This is a genomic window from Streptococcus sp. AS20 (assembly GCF_000524255.1).
Classification (GTDB): domain Bacteria; phylum Bacillota; class Bacilli; order Lactobacillales; family Streptococcaceae; genus Streptococcus; species Streptococcus constellatus.
In genome coordinates this window covers 35,651-55,031 of record NZ_JANS01000006.1, presented here as the reverse complement: position 1 = coordinate 55,031, position 19,381 = coordinate 35,651, and the positions used below count along the sequence as shown (strand labels likewise).

The window sequence follows — 19,381 nt, the reverse complement described above, 5'->3', positions numbered from 1 at the left end:
CTTGAAAAGGCATGCAGTCAATCGCTGTTGAAAAACTTTAAAAATGATATAATTAAACTATATTTTGACAGAAACAGGATGCTCATGAAATTACTTTATACAGATATTCGCAATCCCTTAACGAAGATTTTGGTGAAAGAAGCAGAACGCTTGGCACAGGAAGGTAAGCGCGTGTTTTATATTGCACCTAATTCTCTTTCATTTGAAAAGGAGAGCACTGTTTTGGCTCTTTTAGAAAACCATGCTTCCTTTGCTATTACAGTGACACGTTTTGCGCAGATGGCACGTTATTTTGTCCTCAATGATGTGCAAAAGGGAGAAAACATAGATGATATTGGGCTTAGCATGCTCTTTTATAAAGTGCTTTCAGAAATGAATGAGCATGATTTGAGGGTGTATGGTGGCATTCGGACGGATGCACAATTTATTCAGCAATTGGTTGAGCTCTATCATGAACTGCAAGTCGCTCAGATGAGTTATACAGACCTAGACTATTTGGAAGAAGCAGAGAAAAAAGCAGATTTAATCAAGATTTTTCAAGTAGTGATGTATCAGCTTAATCAGAGTGAATTTACTTCTGATTCAAATATCATAGCCTTTACCCATCATATTATAGCAGGTGATGTGGATGAGGAACTGCAGGATTTAGTCTTGGTTATTGATGGGTTTACGCGCTTTTCGGCTGAGGAAGCTTATTTGATCGAGATTTTGCATAATAAGGGTGTGGAAATTATCATCGGTGCTTATGCAAGTGAAAAAGCGTATCGTGCAAGTTTTCGAGAGGGCAATCTTTATCAGGCGAGTGTTGATTTCTTGCGACAGTTGGCAGGTAAATTTGAAGTGAAACCTGAATATATACCAGCAAGCCAGCCAGATGATGCTTTTGGAAAGATTTCAAAACTGTTAGAAAGTCGGTATGATTTCTCAGATGTTGACCTAAAGCTAACGGAGCAGGATCGCTCGCATGTGCAGATTTGGTCAACAGTCAATCAAAAAGAAGAATTAGAATATGTGGCAAAAAGCATTCGTCAGTTAGTTCATGATGGAGTTCGTTATAAGGATATTCGCGTTCTTTTGGGAGATGTGGAAGCGTATCATTTACAGTTAAAGACGATTTTTGATCAGTATCAAATCCCTTTTTATCTGGGACGAAGTGAGGCTATGGCCCATCACCCTTTGGTGCAATTTATTGAAGCTTTAGTGCGCCTAAAACACTACAATTTTCGAACGGAAGATTTGCTCAATCTCTTAAAAACAGGTCTTTATGGTCATTTAAAGCAAGAAGAACTAGACTTGTTTGAGCAATATATCCGTTTTGCAGACGTGAGAGGAATGAGTAAGTTTTCTAAAGAATTTACTCATAATCAACAACGAAAATTTAATCTAGTTCATATCAATCAATTAAGAAAAAATATAGTCACTCCTCTCTTGGAATTTTTTAAATCTCGCAGTCAAACAGCGACAGGCCTGCTTCAAAAATTTCATCAATTTTTAACAACAATTTCTTTTTCTCAGAATTTTGCTAGTTTAGTAGATTTTACGAATCCGCAAAATCAAGAACGGCAAGAAGAAGTTTGGAAAGCTTTTTGCCATGTTTTGGAACAATTTGCCAATGTCTTTTCAGCTAGCAAAGTCAATCTAGATGATTTTCTGACTCTGGTGCAGTCAGGAATGCTGTTATCTAATTATCGAACGATTCCAGCAACAGTAGACGTTGTGACCGTTCAGTCTTATGACTTGATTGAGCCGTTGTCAAGTCCTTTTGTTTACGCGATTGGTTTGATCCAAGACTATTTTCCCAAAATTGCACAAAATAAGACTCTTTTGTCAGATGAAGACCGTTTGTTGCTAAACGAAGTGACAGATGAGCATTCGGAATTGCTGATTGCTGCTCAGGAAAATCTCAAGAAAAATCGTTTTGTCGCCTTGTCACTTCTAAATGCTGCAACGGATAGATTGGTACTTTCCACTCCTCAGATTGTCAATGAAATAGAGAATGACATTTCTCCATATCTGTTGGAACTGCGTGAGCAACCAATTGCTTTGCCAATTGAGGTGAAGCATCCGCAGGCAACAAGTGATGATATTGGTACTTATCGTGCTTTATTGGCGAGGGTTATTGAGTTGAATCAAGGAGATATTGATAAAGAGCATTCTTTGACTGAGAAAGAACAGACTTTTTGGTCAGTAGCTGTACGAGTTTTGCGCAAAAAATTGGAAAGTGAAGGCATTTCGATTCCGAATGTCACGTCAAGTCTTGAGACAGAAACCTTGTCAGAGCAGACTTTGCAAATCCTTTATCCGCCTCATCAAGCATTTCTATTGTCGACTTCAGCTTTGACAGAATTTTATCGTAATCAGTATGCTTATTTTTTGAAGTATATTTTGGCTCTGCAAGAAGAAATGACAATTTACCCAGATGCGCGCAGTCATGGAAATTTTCTGCACCGTGTGTTTGAAAAAGTCGTGCACGATCAATCGAACGAGCAATTCGACATCCGTCTAGAAAAAGCCATTCAGGAAGTAAGCTGTGAACCGGAGTTTGAAGCTCTTTATACCGAAAGTGCCAAAGCATTGTTTGCTCATGAAGTTTTGCTTGACGCAGCGCGTGCGACAGGGCGTGTTCTAGAAAGAAATGATTTAGTAGAAACTATTCAGGAAGAGGCTGTTTTTGGGCAAGAGAGTGCAGAATTTTTAACCTTATCAGACGGACGCAACCTTCAAATTCGAGGAAAAGTTGACCGTATTGACCGATTGAGAAGTAATGACAGTCTGGGAATTGTGGATTATAAATCAAGTGACACAGATTTTGATTTTCAAAAATTTTTCAATGGTTTGAATTCTCAATTACCTACGTATCTAATGGCATTGAAACAAGAAAAGTGGACGAGTGATGAAGCACAGGTTTTTGGCGCCATGTATTTGCAGATGACCAATCCACTCGTACCTTTAGCGAAGACCAAGTCGCAGAGTGATGCAGTCAAAGAGGTGATGAAAACGTTAGAATACAAGGGGCTATTTCTATCGGAGCAAGCTTATCAGCTCAATGATTTGTATAATAAAAAGAAAGTCAATTTATTAAGTCAAGAAGAGCTAGAAACTTTGTTAGCTTATAATGCACTCTTGTACCGTCGTGCTGCCGAGCAGATATTGACAGGGCATTTTAAGATTAATCCTTATACAGAAAATGGCAAAAGTATTGCACCTTTTGTGGAACAATATAAGTCCATTACAGGTTTTGAAGCCAATCTTCATCTTTCTAGTGCCCGACATTTAGTGAAATTAGAAGGTAAGAACTCAACGGGTGAGAAGAAGCGTCAAGCATGGATAGAAAAGATGAAGGAGGAGTTAGAAAAATGAGACAAATTCCATTTTTGACTCAAGCAGAGATTCGTGCTTTGCAGGATCAGGAAGTTCAGTCTGACAAAGTTCAAAAACGTACACCAGAACAGATTGAAGCCATTTACTCTTCCGGTCAAAATATTCTGGTTTCTGCTTCTGCGGGATCAGGAAAAACCTTTGTTATGGTGCAGCGGATTATTGACCAAATTATGCGGGGCGTTCGTATTGAGCAGCTCTTCATTTCAACTTTCACCGTCAAAGCAGCTAGTGAATTAAAAGAGCGCTTGGAGAAAGAGCTGTCCAAGGCTTTGAAAGAAACAAATGATGAGGAATTAAAACAACACTTGGCTCAGCAATTAGCCGATATTCCGAATGCAGATATTGGAACCATGGACTCTTTTACCCAAAAAGTCCTGAATAAATATGGTTATCTATTGGAATTGGCGCCAAATTTTCGCATTTTGCAAAATGCGAGTGAGCAGTTATTGCTACAAAATGAAGTTTTTGAGCAAGTTTTTGAAGACTTCTATCAATCTGATCAGGCTGCTTTGTTTAAAAAATTAGTCAAAAACTTTACAGGTCAGAGAAAAGATTTGCTTGGTTTTCGCGAGCAGGTTTATAAGATTTATTCTTTTTTGCAGTCTACTAGGAGTCCAATAGAATGGTTGGAAAAAGACTTTTTGAAAGGCTATGAGTTTGCAGATTTCCAAGAAGAAAAAGCGCAACTTTTAGCACAAACAAAAGAAGCCCTCTTTGATTTAGAAGATTTTTTTAGCTATCATTTGGTTCATGAAGCCAAGGAATTTTCCAAAGCAAAATATCTTGAAAATGTGCAGCGTGTGCTTGATGACCTTGCAAGTTTACAAGGGCATTCCTCTGAGGAAGCCTATCTCACAACGCTCAATAACATTGTAGAAATATCGCGTGCCAGCAATGGAAAAGCCTTGACGAACAGCGGACGAAAAGAAGAATTAAAAGAAATTATTAACGCCTATAACGAAAAACGCAAAGAAAAAATTCAAGTTTTACGAGACTTGGCAGATCAATTTTATCGTTTTGAATTTCAAATGACCTACCATGAGGAAGCAAAAGAAATTTTACTTGTTTTGCAGCAATTTATGAAATCGTTTGTTACAAGCTATTTGAATCGCAAAAAAGAAGAAAATGCTTTTGAATTTGCGGACATTAGTCATTTTGCTATTCAGATTTTAGAAGAATGTTCGGATGTGCGTCAGTTTTATAGGAACAAATACCATGAAGTCATGGTAGATGAGTATCAAGATACTAACCACACGCAAGAGCGGATGCTAGAACTGTTATCAAATGGGGGTAATCGCTTTATGGTGGGGGATATTAAACAGTCTATTTATCGTTTTCGTCAAGCGGATCCGCAGATTTTCAATGAGAAATTCAAATTGTATCAAAGCGATAGTCAACAAGGGAAATTGATTGTCTTAAAAGAGAATTTTCGCAGTCATTTGGAAGTCTTGGAAGCCACCAATGATGTTTTTAAGCGCCTCATGGATGAAGAAGTGGGAGAAATTGATTACAATGAAACGCATTATCTGGTAGCTGGAAATCCTGATAAAAAAGAACCAAATCCCTTGTATCAGACAGAATTTCTCATTTATGATGGAGCGCTTGAGACAGATAATGAGGAGAACGACAAAGATGTTTCTTCTGTTTCTGCAGGAGAAGTGGCGCTGGTTATCAAAGAAATTATTCGCCTATACAATGAAGAAAATGTCCAATTTGAGGATATTACTTTGCTAACAGCTTCACGCACACGCAACGATGCGATTTTAGCTGAATTTGCTAAATATGGTATTCCTGTTGTTTCAGACGGTGGTGAGGACAATTACCTTCAGTCTGTTGAAGTCATGGTGATGTTAGACACCTTGCGTACGATTAACAATCCTCTTAATGACTATGCTTTAGTGGCGCTTTTAAAGTCGCCCATGTTCAACTTTACAGAAGATGAATTGGCACGTTTAGCTTTGCAAAAGAAGGTGACTGAGGCAAATTATGTTGTCCATCAGGAAAATCTATATGAGAAGTTGAAGAATACTCTGAATGGGTACGGTCAATATCCTGAACTTATCACGCCTCCTCTTTTAAAAAAAATCCAGCAGTTTCAAGAAACACTACAGGCTTGGCGAGAGTATGCAAAAACAAATTCGCTCTATGATTTGCTTTGGAAAATCTATCAAGATCGTTTTTATTACGATTATGCGGGAGCTTTACCAAATGGAGCGGGACGTCAAGCTAATCTCTATGCCCTTACTTTGCGAGCAAATGATTACGAAAAAATGAGTTTTAAAGGCTTGTCACGTTTTATCAGGATGATTGATAAGATTTTAGAAACTCAAAATGACTTGGCAAGTGTCGTTGTTGCAGCTCCGAAACACGCGGTTCGCCTGATGACAGTTCATAAGAGCAAAGGTTTGGAATTTAAATATGTCTTTTTGCTCAATATGGACAAAGTTTTCAATCGTAAAGATAGCAGTTCTGCTTTGATTCTCAGTCGTCAAAATGGCGTTGGTATCAAGTATGTAGCTGATGTAGCAGTAGATGTTGCTGATAAGTTAGCTCCAAACCATGTTCGTTTGTCTATTAATACTTTGCCTTATGAGCAAAATGAGCGTGAGATTCATCTAGCCAGTATTTCTGAGCAAATGCGTCTACTCTATGTCGCCATGACACGCGCTGAAAGGAAACTGTATTTAGTTGGTAAAGGTCATCAGAACAGTTTGGAGAAAAAAAGCTTCCCTACTCCAGTGAAGGGGCATTTAGCTGCATCTATCAGGCAAAGTATGACAAGTTTTCAAGATTGGATGTGGGCTTTACATGTAGTATTTGAGAAAGATAATCTAGCCTTTTCAACACATTTTGTGACAGATAGTGATTTGATGGATGAAAAAATAGGTCAACTGAAATTGAAAGACGCGATTATTGAAGAGAGTATGGTGCATAATCGCCAATCTGAGGATATTCGTAGGGCTTTGGATATTTTGGAAAATGTAGATCGATTGAATACCAAGTATCAAGCTGCCATCCATTTACCGAGTGTCCGAACACCGAGTCAAATTAAGAAATTTTATGAACCGATTATGGATACAGACGGCGTTGAAATTATGGAGAAAAGGAATCCGACCATTGTAGGAAAAGCTTCTTTTGAGCTACCAAATTTTGCTAAAAAAGCTCCAGTTACAGGAGCGCAAATCGGTAGCGCTGTCCATGAACTGATGCAGCGTATTCCTTTGGATCAAGCCCCTACGATAGCTATTTTGAGAAAAATTTTAAAACAGGTTCAGGCAGAAGAAAGTGTTAAAAAGAAAATTGATTTGCAAAAGATAGCTAGTTTCTTTGGGACTGAACTTGGACAGCTCCTTTTGAAGCATACAGACAGAGTATATCGTGAAGCTCCTTTTGCTATGTTAAAGCAGGATCCAGCAAGTGGACAATATTTTGTAGTCCGTGGGATTCTGGACGGTTATCTACTGCTGACGGACCGAATCATTCTCTTTGATTACAAGACGGATCGATATACAAATTCAAGTGAATTAGTGGAGCGCTACCAAGCACAATTAGCACTTTATGCTGAAGCTCTTAGTCGTTCATACAGTATTGAAAAAGTTGAAAAATACTTAGTGTTGTTAGGTGGAGCACAGCTTCAAATGGTGAAAGTAGAATAGATAAATCGCCCTCTTATTCACGAATGTTTTCTTCATAAAAATTAAAAATAGTTCCTAAATTTTGTGTTTTATTGAAAATATTGCTTGAAAATTTCAGAAAAGTTCGATAAAATAATAGTAAATCAGAGAGTGGAGGAAAAATATTTGAAATTAGATCGTAATTTTGCGATTTGCTACTATAAAATAAATAGAAAAGGCAGCATTGTGCGGCCTTTTTATAAAGCTATATAGACCTTTATGAAAATTTTCATTTAAGTAGCTTTGATATGTTAGTGGCTATTTAGTAGGAATGGAATGAAAATTTTAGAATTCCAACAAAATCTAGTTATTTTTAATAATAGTGAGTATTATTTGAAGAAAAGTTCGGTTTTGCGAATTTTTTGTAATAATATTGGAAATTTACTTGAAAAGCAATAGGAAAAATAGTAAAATAGAATTATAGAAAACGCTTACAAAGCGAGGTGAAAAAATGGATAGACAAGAAGCATTGAGAACTTTTACCACAGGTGAAAATTTCCATTTACAACACTATTTGGGGGTTCATCAAGATGAAGTTGATGGACAAAGCGGCTATACATTTCGTGTATGGGCGCCAAATGCTCAAAGTGTGCATTTGATTGGAGACTTTACTGACTGGTATGAAAATCAGATTCCTATGACACGCAATGAAGGTGGTGTTTGGGAAGTATTCACGGATTTGCCAAAGGAAGGAGATATTTACAAATACAATATTAGACGAAGCAGCGGTCAAGAAATTTTAAAAATTGATCCTTTAGCTATCTATTTTGAAAAACGTCCTGGTACAGGTGCAGTTGTTCGGACAATTCCTGAAAAGAAATGGAAAGATGGCTTGTGGTTAGCTCGCAGAAAACGTTGGGGATTTTTCTCACGACCTGTGAATATTTACGAAGTTCATGCAGGTTCTTGGAAGCAAAATGAAGATGGCAGTTCCTACTCATTTGCTCAATTAAAAGAAGAACTAATTCCTTATCTGGTTAAAATGAATTATACTCATGTGGAATTCATGCCACTAATGGCGCATCCACTTGGACTGAGCTGGGGTTATCAGCTGATGGGATATTTTGCACTTGAGCATACGTATGGAACTCCTGAAGAGTTTCGTGATTTTGTAGAAGAATGTCATGTGAATAATATTGGAGTTATCGTAGACTGGGTGCCGGGACATTTCACTATCAATGATGATGCTTTGGCTTATTATGACGGTACGCCTACATTTGAGTATCAAGATCATGACCGTGCCCATAATTACGGCTGGGGCGCTCTTAACTTTGACTTAGGAAAGAATGAAGTGCAGTCTTTCTTGATTTCTAGTATCAAGTTTTGGATTGACTTTTATCACTTAGATGGAATCCGTGTGGATGCTGTTAGCAACATGCTCTATCTAGATTATGATAGCGGTCCATGGCAACCAAATATTGACGGTGGCAATCGCAACTACGAGGGCTATTACTTCCTTCAACGCTTGAACACGGTTATCAAACTGGCTCATCCAGATGTCATGATGATTGCAGAGGAAAGCACGAGTGATACAAAGATTACAGGTATGGCAGAAATGGGTGGTCTTGGATTTGACTACAAGTGGAACATGGGCTGGATGAATGACATTCTGCGCTTCTACGAAGAAGACCCAATTTACCGCAAGTATGATTTTAATCTAGTAACCTTTAGTTTCATGTACGCTTTTTCTGAAAACTTCTTGTTGCCATTTTCTCATGACGAAGTGGTACATGGTAAGAAGAGTCTCATGCATAAGATGTGGGGAGATCGCTATAATCAATTTGCTGGTCTGCGAAATCTCTATACTTATCAAATATGTCACCCAGGGAAGAAATTACTATTCATGGGCAGCGAATGGGGACAATTCTTAGAATGGAAATGCGAAGAATCTTTAGAATGGCGTGATTTGGCAGATGATATGAACGCTAAGATGCAACATTTCACTTCTCAACTCAATCAGCTTTATAAAGAAAATCGTGTTTTATGGGAAAACGACTTGAATTGGGATGGCTTAGAAATTATTGATGCGGATAATACAGATCAAAGTGTACTTTCCTTTATTCGGAAAAATGACAAGGGAGATATGCTAATTTGCGTCTTTAATATGGCTCCGGTAGAGCGCAAAGACTTTACCATTGGTGTTCCGGTGACAGCCATATATGAAGAAATTTGGAATACTGAATTAGAAGAATGGGGAGGTGTATGGAAAGAGTATAATCAAACAGTTCAGTCTCAAGAAGGCTTGTGGAAGGATTATCCTCAGACGTTGACCTTTACTTTGCCAGCATTAGGGGCAAGTATTTGGAAAATTAAACGTCGTGTGAAATCAGCAAATGGAAGTAAGAAGTCCAAAAAGGAGTAACAGATGAAGAATGAAATGCTAGCTTTGATTCTTGCCGGTGGGCAAGGAACACGCCTTGGAAAACTCACTCAAAGTATTGCCAAACCAGCAGTACAATTTGGTGGACGCTACCGTATCATTGACTTTGCTTTGTCCAATTGTGCCAATTCAGGAATTCATAATGTTGGTGTCATTACTCAATACCAACCATTAGCTTTGAATAGTCATATTGGAAATGGTTCTAGTTGGGGACTGGATGGTATTAACACAGGAGTTTCTATTCTCCAGCCATATTCAGCAAGTGAGGGCAATCGTTGGTTTGAAGGAACTAGTCATGCGATTTATCAAAACATTGATTATATTGATACTATCAATCCTGAGTATGTCTTGATTTTGTCTGGTGACCACATTTACAAAATGGACTACGATGATATGCTTCAATCTCACAAGGACAACAACGCCAGTCTGACGGTAGCTGTTCTGGATGTTCCTTTAAAAGAAGCCAGTCGTTTTGGTATTATGAATACAGATGCCAATAACCGCATTGTCGAGTTTGAAGAAAAACCAGCTGAACCTAAGTCTACTAAGGCTTCTATGGGGATTTATATCTTTGACTGGAAACGCCTGCGTAATATGCTGGTAGCTGCTGAAAAGAGCAATGTAGATATGTCTGACTTCGGTAAGAATGTTATTCCAAATTATCTTGAATCCGGCGAAAGTGTCTATGCTTATGAATTTAAGGGATATTGGAAAGATGTTGGAACGATTGAGTCACTTTGGGAAGCCAATATGGAGTATATTGACCCAAACAATGCTTTAGACAGCCGGGATCGTCAATGGAAAATTTATTCACGTAACTTGATTTCTCCACCAAACTTCCTTGGAGAAAATGCTCATGTAGAAGATTCTTTGGTTGTGGACGGCTGTTTGGTAGATGGCACGGTTAAGCATTCCATTCTTTCTACGGAAGCTCAAGTGCGTAAAGATGCAGTTGTAGAAGATTCTGTGATTATGAGTGGTGCTATCATTGGTCAAGGTGCAAAAATCAAACGTGCTATTATCGGTGAAGGAGCTATCATTTCTGATGGTGTAGAAATTGATGGAACAGACGAAGTACAAGTTATCGGATACAATGAGAAAGTGGGGGTACCATCAGATGAAGATTGATAAATATTCAGCAATTTTAGGAAATACAGTTGGATTTCATGATATGTCTACTTTGACAAATCATCGTCCAGTTGCCAGTTTGCCGTTTGGTGGGAAATATCGTTTAATTGACTTTCCGTTGTCTAGTCTGGCCAATGCAGGGATTCGGAGCGTCTTTGGCATTTTCCAACAAGATAATATTAGTTCTGTCTTTGACCATATCCGTTCTGGACGTGAATGGGGGCTGTCTACTCTTTTGAGTCACTACTATCTTGGTATTTATAATACGCGCGTAGAAAGTTCTACTGTTGGTAAAGAATACTACGAGCAATTATTGACCTACTTAAAACGTTCGGGCAGCGATCAAACGGTAGCATTGAACTGTGATGTTTTGGTGAACATCGACTTGAACCAAGTCTTCCACTTACATGGTACAACTGATCAACCGATCACAGTTGTCTATAAAAAATTACCAAAAGAAGAAATTTCCGAAGTCAATGCTGTTTTGGAAATTGATGAAACAGATCATGTGAAAAATCACCATCTTTTTGATGATAAAAAAGATCAGGATTTGTACAACATGTCAACAGATATCTTTGTTGTGGATACACCCTGGCTGATTGAAAAATTAGAAATAGAAGCACAAAAAGAATTTCCTCAAAAATTACGTTATGTTTTACGTGATTTAGCTGCTCAGGAAAAAGCGTTTGCTTATGAATATACGGGTTATTTAGCAAATATTCATTCTGTCACTTCGTACTTCAATGCCAATATTGATATGCTTGATTCACAAAAATTCTATTCCCTTTTCTCTCCAAATCAAAAGATTTATACTAAAGTAAAAAACGAAGAGCCAACTTATTATGCAGTCGGTTCTAAGGTTTCAAATGCTCAATTTGCTTCCGGCAGTATTATTGAAGGAGAAGTTAGTGGTTCTGTCATTTCTCGGAATACTCGTATTAAAAAAGGAAGTCGTGTAAAAAACAGTATTCTTTTCCCACGTGTCCTTATTGGCGAAAATGCTGTTGTAGACTATGCAATCTTAGATAAGGGTGTTGAGGTTGCTGAGAATGTGACCGTTCGAGGAACAGTTGATAACCCAGTTGTTCTTAAAAAAGGCGAAAAAGTGACAGAGGATAGGATTCAATGAAAATTTTATTTGTAGCAGCAGAAGGTGCACCTTTTTCTAAAACAGGAGGTTTGGGAGACGTCATTGGCGCTCTCCCTAAATCTCTTGTGAAAGCTGGTCATGAAGTGGGAGTGGTGTTGCCTTATTACGATATGGTAGAGACTAAATTCGGCGACCAAATGGAAGACTTGTTCCATTTTGAAGTGAAGGTCGGTTGGCGTGGTCAATATGTAGGCGTGAAACGTACAGTTTTAAACGGTGTTACCTTCTACTTTATAGACAATCAATACTATTTCTTCCGCGGACATGTTTATGGCGATTTTGATGACGGCGAACGCTTTGCCTATTTCCAAATGGCAGCTGTTGAGTTAATGGAGAGAGTAGATTTCATTCCAGATGTATTGCATGTGCATGATTATCATACCGCAATGATTCCATTTTTAGTGAAAGAAAAATACCATTGGATTCAAGCTTATCATGGAATTCGGACTGTTTTAACCATTCACAATTTAGAATTTCAAGGGCAATTTTCTGATGGCATGCTCTGGGATTTGTTTGGAGTAGGCTATGAGCGTTATGCAGACGGTACCTTGCGTTGGAATAACTGCTTGAATTGGATGAAAGCAGGGATTTTGTATGCAGATCGGGTGACAACCGTATCACCAAGCTATGCGCATGAAATCATGACCCCAGAATTTGGCTGTGGTTTGGATCAAATTTTACGAATGGAATCTGGTAAAGTATCAGGTATTGTCAATGGAATCGATACAGATATTTATGATCCAGAAACGGACAATTTGCTGGAGTACCATTTTAATAAGGATGACTTATCTGGTAAGTTAGCAAATAAGCGTGCTTTGCAGGAAAAAGTTGGTCTGCCTGTGCGAGACGATGTGCCTTTGGTAGGAATTGTATCTCGTTTGACTCGGCAAAAAGGCTTTGATTTGGTTGTGGATCAGTTGCACAATTTACTGCAAGATGATGTGCAAATTGTTCTTTTAGGCACAGGAGACCCGTCTTTTGAGCAATCCTTTGCTTGGTTTGGTCAAGCTTATCCAGAAAAATTATCTGCCAATATTACGTTTGATGTGAAATTAGCCCAAGAAATTTATGCAGCTTGTGATATGTTCTTAATGCCAAGTCGCTTTGAGCCATGTGGATTGTCCCAAATGATGGCCATGCGTTATGGAACCTTACCTCTCGTACATGAAGTTGGTGGCTTGCGTGACACCGTTCAACCGTATAATGCCTACGAAGGAACAGGAACTGGATTTAGCTTTAATAATTTCTCAGGCTACTGGCTGAAATGGACATTTGATATGGCTGTCAGCCTCTATCATAACGATAAAGAAGCATGGTATAACCTTCAAATACAAGCTATGGAACGTGATTTTTCATGGGATACAGCTAGCCAAGCTTACAGTCATTTGTACCAATCTCTTTATTGATAGAAAGGAGTTTGCCGTTAAGAAATGGAACTAACAAAAGAGCAATTTCTTCATGATTTTAAGGACATTTTGCATGAAGAACAATTGATTAAAGTAGAAGATGCCACTTCGGCAGAACTGTTTCAAACCTTAGCACGTACAATTCGCAAATACATCACTCCTATGTGGTTGGAGCGACGAAACAAATTAGTAGAAGACAAGCAAAAAATTGCTTATTACTTTTCTATTGAATTTTTGCCTGGGCGAATGCTGGAAACCAATTTACTAAATCTTGGAATCCTCGATGTTGTCAAAGAAGGATTTGATGAATTAGGTGTTGATTTTACAGCTGTCAAACAGGCTGAGTACGATATGGCGCTAGGGAATGGCGGTTTGGGTCGCTTAGCAGCAGCTTTTATGGATTCATTGGCAACCACAGGTTATCCTGGATTTGGTAATGGAATTCGCTATCGCTATGGATTATTCAAACAAAAAATTGTGGACGGTTACCAAGTCGAGTTGCCTGATGATTGGTTTGGTAGTCTCGGAAATGTTTGGGAAACACGTAAGGATCACGATGTTGTAGATGTTAAAATCTTTGGAAATGTCTATCTGCAAGCCAACAAAGAAGAGCGAATGCTTCCCATTTATGAAAATTCGCAAACTCTCCGTGCAGTACCTTACGATGTACCACAAATTGGTTTTGGAAATGACGTTGTCAACAATCTTCGTCTTTGGGATGTCGAAATTCCTGAAGAATATGAATTAGACTATCCAACGATTGAAGCGCGTCGCAAGGTACAGGATATTACGGCCATTCTTTACCCAGATGATTCAAGTTATGAAGGAAAAGAGCTACGCTTGATTCAAGAATATTTCATGACCAGTGCCGGTTTGCAGACCATTATCAAATCCTATCGGAAACAAGGTCTGCCTTTAGAGCAAATTCATGAAAAGGTATCGGTTCATATTAACGATACACACCCAGCAGTTGCACCAGCAGAATTTATGCGACTTCTGTTAGATGATTGCGGTCTTGAATGGGCAGACGCTTGGAATGCGACAGTTCAGACGATGAGCTATACCAATCATACCATCCTTTCAGAAGCCCTAGAAAGATGGGATGCGGAGCTCTTTAAAAATGTTCTTCCTCGTGTTTATCAAATTATTCTTGAAATTGACAATCGTTATATTGCTGATATGGCTGCGCGTGGCATTGACCCACAAGTGATTGAACATACTCGGATTGTCAAAGATAATCAAATCCACATGGCGCATTTGGCGATTATTGGCGGTCATTCGGTCAATGGAGTGGCCAAACTTCACACAGAACTTCTCAAAGAAGATACGCTGCGTGATTTTTATGCTATTTATCCTGAAAAATTCAATAATAAAACGAATGGCATCATTCAACGTCGTTGGCTGCAAATTGCAGATGAACCATTGTCAAATGAAATTGATCGTTTGATTGGTAAGGGCTGGCGAACAAATATTCATGAATTGCGCAAACTTTTAGACTACAAAAATGATCAGCATGTTTTGAGCGAATTTTATAATGTTAAGCAGGAAGCTAAAGCACGTTTAGCAGCTTTCGTCAAAGAATCTACAGGAGTGGAAGTGTCAACGGAAGCTATCTTTGATGTGCAAGTGAAACGGCTTCACGCCTATAAGCGTCAATTGCTCAATTTGCTCCATATTCTTAAGCTATATTGGGATTTGAAAGATAATCCTGATAAAGATATGGTGCCGCGAGTTTTCATTTTTGGTGCTAAAGCAGCACCAGGTTATCATTTTGCAAAATCTGTTATTAAATTAATCAACGAAGTAGCAAATCTTGTGAATAATGATGAAAGTTTACAAGGCAAATTAAAAGTTGTTTTCCTTGAAAATTATCGTGTCAGTTTAGCTGAACTCATCATTCCTGCGGCAGATGTGTCAGAGCAAATTTCTCTTGCTTCCAAAGAGGCTTCAGGAACATCCAATATGAAATTCATGATGACAGGAGCCATTACACTGGCAACCCTTGACGGAGCTAATATTGAAATCAAAGATGAAGTTGGAGATGACAATATTGTGATTTTCGGTATGAACAAAAACGAAGTCTACGACCATTACGCACGTCATGATTATGATTCACGCGGTGTCTACGAAGACAATCCAGTCATTCGGCGTGTAGTTGATAGTTTCGTAAACGGAACCATTCCAAATGTCCGGAATGAAGGCGCTGAGATTTATGAAGCTTTGATTACACACAATGATGAATACTTCCTTCTAGAAGACTTTGCTTCGTACGTAGCTGCACAAGAAAAGATTGATCAACTCTATCGCGACAAAGAAAAATGGGCGCGTATGAGTCTTGTTAATATTGCAACGTCTGATAAATTCACATCAGATGATACGATTGAACAATACGCCAAAGAAATTTGGAACCTGAAAAAGGATTAAGTTAGGGGCTGGGACCTATCCAGCCTCTTTGTTGAAAAGTTAATTTATTTCATTTGATAGAGGAAGATTTTGTGAAGTATCAGATTTCAATAAATAAGAACAAGATTACTATTTTTTTATAAAGGTAGATTTATAGTGAAACAAACTTCGTGTTTTCGCTATCTAGGTTTATCATTATTGCAGAAATACCTTGCTTTTTTGGAAAATGAAGTAAATCCTTATAAAACGTTTCCAAAAGACAAAAACATTTGACAAAAAGAATTTTTAGGACTAAACTAAGTAAGTAAATTTTAAACATAAAGGAGAATTCATCATGAATTTAACATTTTTTGGATTATGTCTTGCCTGTATGGGTGTTTCGCTCGCTGAAGGTTTTTTAATGGCAAATCTATTTAAATCAGCATCACGTCAACCAGAAATCATTGGTCAGTTGAGAACGCTCATGATCATGGGGATTGCCTTTATCGAAGGTACTTTCTTCGTAACACTTGCGATGTCATTCATCATTAAATAAGAAAAGAAAGTTATCCTTTAGAAAAGGGGGTGGAGTTCGTTGGAAGAAAGTATAAATCCAACTATCACTTTAGGTCCTGTGACTTTTGATTTGACTCTACTTGCTATGTCTCTTCTAACTGTATTTATCGTATTTGCCTTTGTTTATTGGGCTAGTCGGAAAATGACGCTGAAGCCTTCTGGCAAACAAAATGTCTTAGAATACCTCTATGATTTTGTTATTGGCTTTACAAAGGGAAATATTGGCGATAAATATATAAAGAATTATTCTCTATTTATCTTTTCCTTATTCCTTTTCGTTGCAGTAGCTAACAATCTTGGTTTGATGGCAAAAGTGCAGACAACCAATGGTTATAATTTGTGGACATCTCCAACGGCCAATCTTGCCTTTGACTTAGGATTTTCATTTTTGATTACCTTAATTTGTCATGTTGAAGGGATTCGCCGACGGGGAGTGAAAGCTTATCTCAAGGCATTTGCGACACCTGCTGGAATGACTCCAATGAATATTTTGGAAGAATTCACTAATTTTGCCTCTCTGGCTCTGCGTATCTATGGTAATATTTATGCGGGTGAAGTTCTGTCTGGTTTGTTGTTAACTTTATCACAACAAGCTGCTGGTTGGTATCCAATTGCTTTTGTCTTGAATCTTGTTTGGACTGCTTTTTCAGTCTTTATTTCATGTATTCAAGCATATGTATTTACCATGTTGACATCTATGTATCTAGGTAAGAAAATTAACAGTGAGGAATAGAAAGGAGATAAGAGATGAATATTACTTTAGGTAGTCTTATTGGGGATTTTATCCTTGTAGCAGGCTCATTTCTTCTGTTAATCATTTTAATCAAGAAATTTGCCTGGGAGAATATCACAAGTACTTTTGAGCAACGTGCTAAAAAGATTTCAGATGATATTGATGGTGCAGAATCAGCTCGTCAAAAAGCAGAAGATTTAGCGCAAAAAAGAGAAACAGAATTAGCAGGTAGTCGTCAGGAAGCGACAACCATTATTGAGAATGCTAAAGAAACTGCTGAGAAAAATAAGGCAGGAATCTTGGCAGATGCAGCTGACGAAGCTGGACGTTTAAAAGAGAAAGCAAATCAAGAAATTGCTCAAACCAAAGCAGAAGCCTTGAACAGTATTAAAGGTGATGTAGCTGATTTGACTGTAAATCTTGCTAGTAAAATTTTAGGCCAACAGTTGGATCAAGAAGCTCACAAAGAGTTGATTGACCGCTACATTGACAAGCTAGGAGATGCTTAATGGACAAAAAAAGATTTGCGGTAATTGAAAAATATACCACACCTTTTGTCCAGCTTGTGATTGAAAAAGGGCAACAAAAAGATGTCTTTGAACAGCTTCATCAAATGAAAGACATTTTGGATGATACAAATTTAGTTGCCTTTCTATCACACATTGGTGTTGATGATACAGAAAAAGAAAAAAGCCTTCGCTATTTTCAAGGATCTGATTCGCTTTTGATTGACAACTTCATTGAAGTTATTATTCACAATCATCGTGAAGATCTTTTTTATGACATTTTAGTAGAAAGTCTTCATCAGCTTGAAATGATTAGTAATGAATTTGAAGTGACGATTAAATCCGTTCAGACTTTATCTGAGACTCAAAAATCCAAAATTATTCCAATTGTTGAACGAAAATTTGGATTGCAAGTTCGTTCCTTAAAAGAAGAACTTGATGCGAGTCTTATTGGTGGCTTTATCATCACTGCTAATAATAAGACAATTGATGCAAGTATTAAACGTCAATTACAAATAGTAAAAGAAAAATTGAAATAGAAAGTGGTGTGAATTTTGGCGATTAACGCACAAGAAATCAGCGCTTTGATTAAGCAACAAATTGAAAATTTCCAGCCAAATTTTGACGTCACGGAAACAGGGGTCGTCACTTATATTGGTGATGGAATCGCACGTGCCCATGGTCTTGACAATGCCATGAGTGGTGAGTTGTTGATTTTTGAAAATGGCTCATATGGTATGGCACAAAACTTAGAATCAACAGATGTTGGGATTATCATTCTAGGTGATTTTACTGATATTCGCGAAGGTGATACAATCCGTCGTACTGGTAAAATCATGGAAGTACCGGTTGGGGATGCTTTGATTGGGCGGGTTGTTGATCCACTTGGTCGTCCGGTTGATGGACTTGGTGAAGTCAAGACAGACAAGACACGCCCAGTTGAAACGCCTGCTCCAGGAGTTATGCAACGGAAATCTGTATCAGAACCTCTTCAAACGGGGTTGAAAGCGATTGATGCTTTGGTACCAATTGGTCGTGGTCAACGGGAATTGATTATCGGAGATCGTCAAACTGGTAAAACAAGTATTGCAATTGATGCGATTTTGAACCAAAAGGGACAAGATATGATTTGTATCTACGTTGCTATTGGACAGAAAGAGTCAACGGTTCGTACGCAAGTAGAAACGCTTCGTCAGTATGGAGCGCTTGATTATACAATCGTTGTGACGGCGTCAGCCTCTCAACCGTCACCATTGCTGTTTTTGGCTCCTTATGCTGGTGTGGCAATGGCAGAAGAATTTATGTATAATGGTAAACACGTTTTGATTGTTTATGATGATTTATCCAAACAAGCGGTTGCCTATCGTGAACTGTCACTTTTACTTCGTCGTCCACCAGGTCGTGAAGCTTTCCCTGGAGATGTGTTCTATCTTCACAGCCGTCTTTTGGAACGGTCTGCAAAAGTTTCAGATGAACTAGGCGGTGGCTCTATCACAGCGTTGCCGTTTATTGAAACACAAGCAGGAGACATTTCAGCTTATATCGCAACTAATGTGATTTCCATTACAGACGGTCAAATCTTCTTGAGCGATAGTCTCTTTAATGGGGGGGTTCGACCAGCTATTGATGCCGGCTCATCTGTATCGCGTGTAGGTGGTTCTGCTCAGATAAAAGCTATGAAGAAGGTAGCTGGTACACTCCGTATCGACCTTGCTTCTTATCGTGAACTAGAAGCCTTTACCAAGTTTGGTAGTGATTTGGATGCTGCGACACAAGCAAAGTTAAACCGTGGTCGTCGGACAGTAGAAGTATTGAAACAGCCTGTTCATGAACCACTACCAGTTGAAAAACAAGTGGTTATCTTGTATGCATTGACACATGGCTTCTTGGATAGTGTACCAGTTGATGATATTCTTCGTTTTGAAGCAGAATTGTTTGATTACTTTGATGCTCATCATGAAGGCATCTATGAAACTATTCGTCGGACAAAAGATCTTCCAGAAGAAGCTGCTTTAGATGCTGCAATTACTGAATTTATCAATCAGTCTAGCTTCAAGTAAGAAGA

At 38.3% G+C, this 19,381-nt stretch carries 12 protein-coding genes; all 12 read left to right on the top strand.

What is annotated here, in order from left to right:
- Nucleotides 1-84: 84 nt before the first annotated feature.
- Nucleotides 85-3,360: an ATP-dependent nuclease subunit B gene (gene rexB / locus HMPREF1514_RS03770; RefSeq protein ID WP_037597334.1), complete on the top strand. Its 3,276-nt coding sequence runs from the start codon at nucleotides 85-87 to the stop codon at nucleotides 3,358-3,360.
- Nucleotides 3,357-7,037: a helicase-exonuclease AddAB subunit AddA gene (gene addA, locus HMPREF1514_RS03765; protein ID WP_037597424.1), complete on the top strand. Its 3,681-nt coding sequence runs from the start codon at nucleotides 3,357-3,359 to the stop codon at nucleotides 7,035-7,037. The genes rexB and addA overlap by 4 nt, the downstream gene beginning before the upstream one ends.
- Nucleotides 7,038-7,506: 469 nt before the next feature.
- Complete coding sequence (gene glgB / locus HMPREF1514_RS03760) at nucleotides 7,507-9,417, top strand: 1,4-alpha-glucan branching protein GlgB (protein WP_037597332.1); 1,911 nt, start codon at nucleotides 7,507-7,509, stop codon at nucleotides 9,415-9,417.
- Between the two features lie 3 nt (nucleotides 9,418-9,420).
- Nucleotides 9,421-10,563: a glucose-1-phosphate adenylyltransferase gene (locus HMPREF1514_RS03755; RefSeq protein WP_003025294.1), complete on the top strand. Its 1,143-nt coding sequence runs from the start codon at nucleotides 9,421-9,423 to the stop codon at nucleotides 10,561-10,563.
- The gene (glgD, locus tag HMPREF1514_RS03750; protein ID WP_037597331.1) at nucleotides 10,553-11,692 is read left to right on the top strand and encodes a glucose-1-phosphate adenylyltransferase subunit GlgD; all 1,140 of its coding nucleotides are present in this window, start codon (nucleotides 10,553-10,555) and stop codon (nucleotides 11,690-11,692) included. The genes HMPREF1514_RS03755 and glgD overlap by 11 nt, the downstream gene beginning before the upstream one ends.
- Nucleotides 11,689-13,119, top strand: a complete 1,431-nt coding sequence (gene glgA / locus HMPREF1514_RS03745; protein WP_037597329.1) for a glycogen synthase GlgA — start codon at nucleotides 11,689-11,691, stop codon at nucleotides 13,117-13,119. Before glgD ends, glgA begins: the two co-directional genes overlap by 4 nt.
- A gap of 24 nt (nucleotides 13,120-13,143) precedes the next feature.
- A complete protein-coding gene (locus HMPREF1514_RS03740; RefSeq protein WP_037597325.1) occupies nucleotides 13,144-15,543 on the top strand; it encodes a glycogen/starch/alpha-glucan phosphorylase in 2,400 nt (799 codons plus the stop codon).
- A gap of 313 nt (nucleotides 15,544-15,856) precedes the next feature.
- Nucleotides 15,857-16,057: a F0F1 ATP synthase subunit C gene (locus tag HMPREF1514_RS03735; RefSeq protein WP_003025282.1), complete on the top strand. Its 201-nt coding sequence runs from the start codon at nucleotides 15,857-15,859 to the stop codon at nucleotides 16,055-16,057.
- Nucleotides 16,058-16,096: 39 nt separating this feature from the next.
- Nucleotides 16,097-16,810 (top strand): F0F1 ATP synthase subunit A, encoded by a 714-nt coding sequence (gene atpB / locus HMPREF1514_RS03730; protein WP_003025280.1) that lies wholly within the window; start codon nucleotides 16,097-16,099, stop codon nucleotides 16,808-16,810.
- A gap of 14 nt (nucleotides 16,811-16,824) precedes the next feature.
- A complete protein-coding gene (gene atpF, locus HMPREF1514_RS03725; protein ID WP_003037243.1) occupies nucleotides 16,825-17,319 on the top strand; it encodes a F0F1 ATP synthase subunit B in 495 nt (164 codons plus the stop codon).
- Complete coding sequence (locus tag HMPREF1514_RS03720) at nucleotides 17,319-17,855, top strand: F0F1 ATP synthase subunit delta (protein ID WP_037597322.1); 537 nt, start codon at nucleotides 17,319-17,321, stop codon at nucleotides 17,853-17,855. Before atpF ends, HMPREF1514_RS03720 begins: the two co-directional genes overlap by 1 nt.
- A 15-nt stretch (nucleotides 17,856-17,870) precedes the next feature.
- Nucleotides 17,871-19,376, top strand: a complete 1,506-nt coding sequence (gene atpA / locus HMPREF1514_RS03715; RefSeq protein WP_003069752.1) for a F0F1 ATP synthase subunit alpha — start codon at nucleotides 17,871-17,873, stop codon at nucleotides 19,374-19,376.
- The last annotated feature ends 5 nt before the right edge of the window (nucleotides 19,377-19,381 follow it).

Coding starts and splice junctions, on each gene's coding strand:
- HMPREF1514_RS03735 (WP_003025282.1), top strand. CDS start 15,857: ATGAATTTAACATTTTTTGGATTATGTCTTGCCTGTATGGGTGTTTCG.
- atpF (WP_003037243.1), top strand. CDS start 16,825: ATGAATATTACTTTAGGTAGTCTTATTGGGGATTTTATCCTTGTAGCA.
- glgA (WP_037597329.1), top strand. CDS start 11,689: ATGAAAATTTTATTTGTAGCAGCAGAAGGTGCACCTTTTTCTAAAACA.
- HMPREF1514_RS03740 (WP_037597325.1), top strand. CDS start 13,144: ATGGAACTAACAAAAGAGCAATTTCTTCATGATTTTAAGGACATTTTG.
- glgD (WP_037597331.1), top strand. CDS start 10,553: ATGAAGATTGATAAATATTCAGCAATTTTAGGAAATACAGTTGGATTT.
- rexB (WP_037597334.1), top strand. CDS start 85: ATGAAATTACTTTATACAGATATTCGCAATCCCTTAACGAAGATTTTG.
- HMPREF1514_RS03755 (WP_003025294.1), top strand. CDS start 9,421: ATGAAGAATGAAATGCTAGCTTTGATTCTTGCCGGTGGGCAAGGAACA.
- HMPREF1514_RS03720 (WP_037597322.1), top strand. CDS start 17,319: ATGGACAAAAAAAGATTTGCGGTAATTGAAAAATATACCACACCTTTT.
- glgB (WP_037597332.1), top strand. CDS start 7,507: ATGGATAGACAAGAAGCATTGAGAACTTTTACCACAGGTGAAAATTTC.
- addA (WP_037597424.1), top strand. CDS start 3,357: ATGAGACAAATTCCATTTTTGACTCAAGCAGAGATTCGTGCTTTGCAG.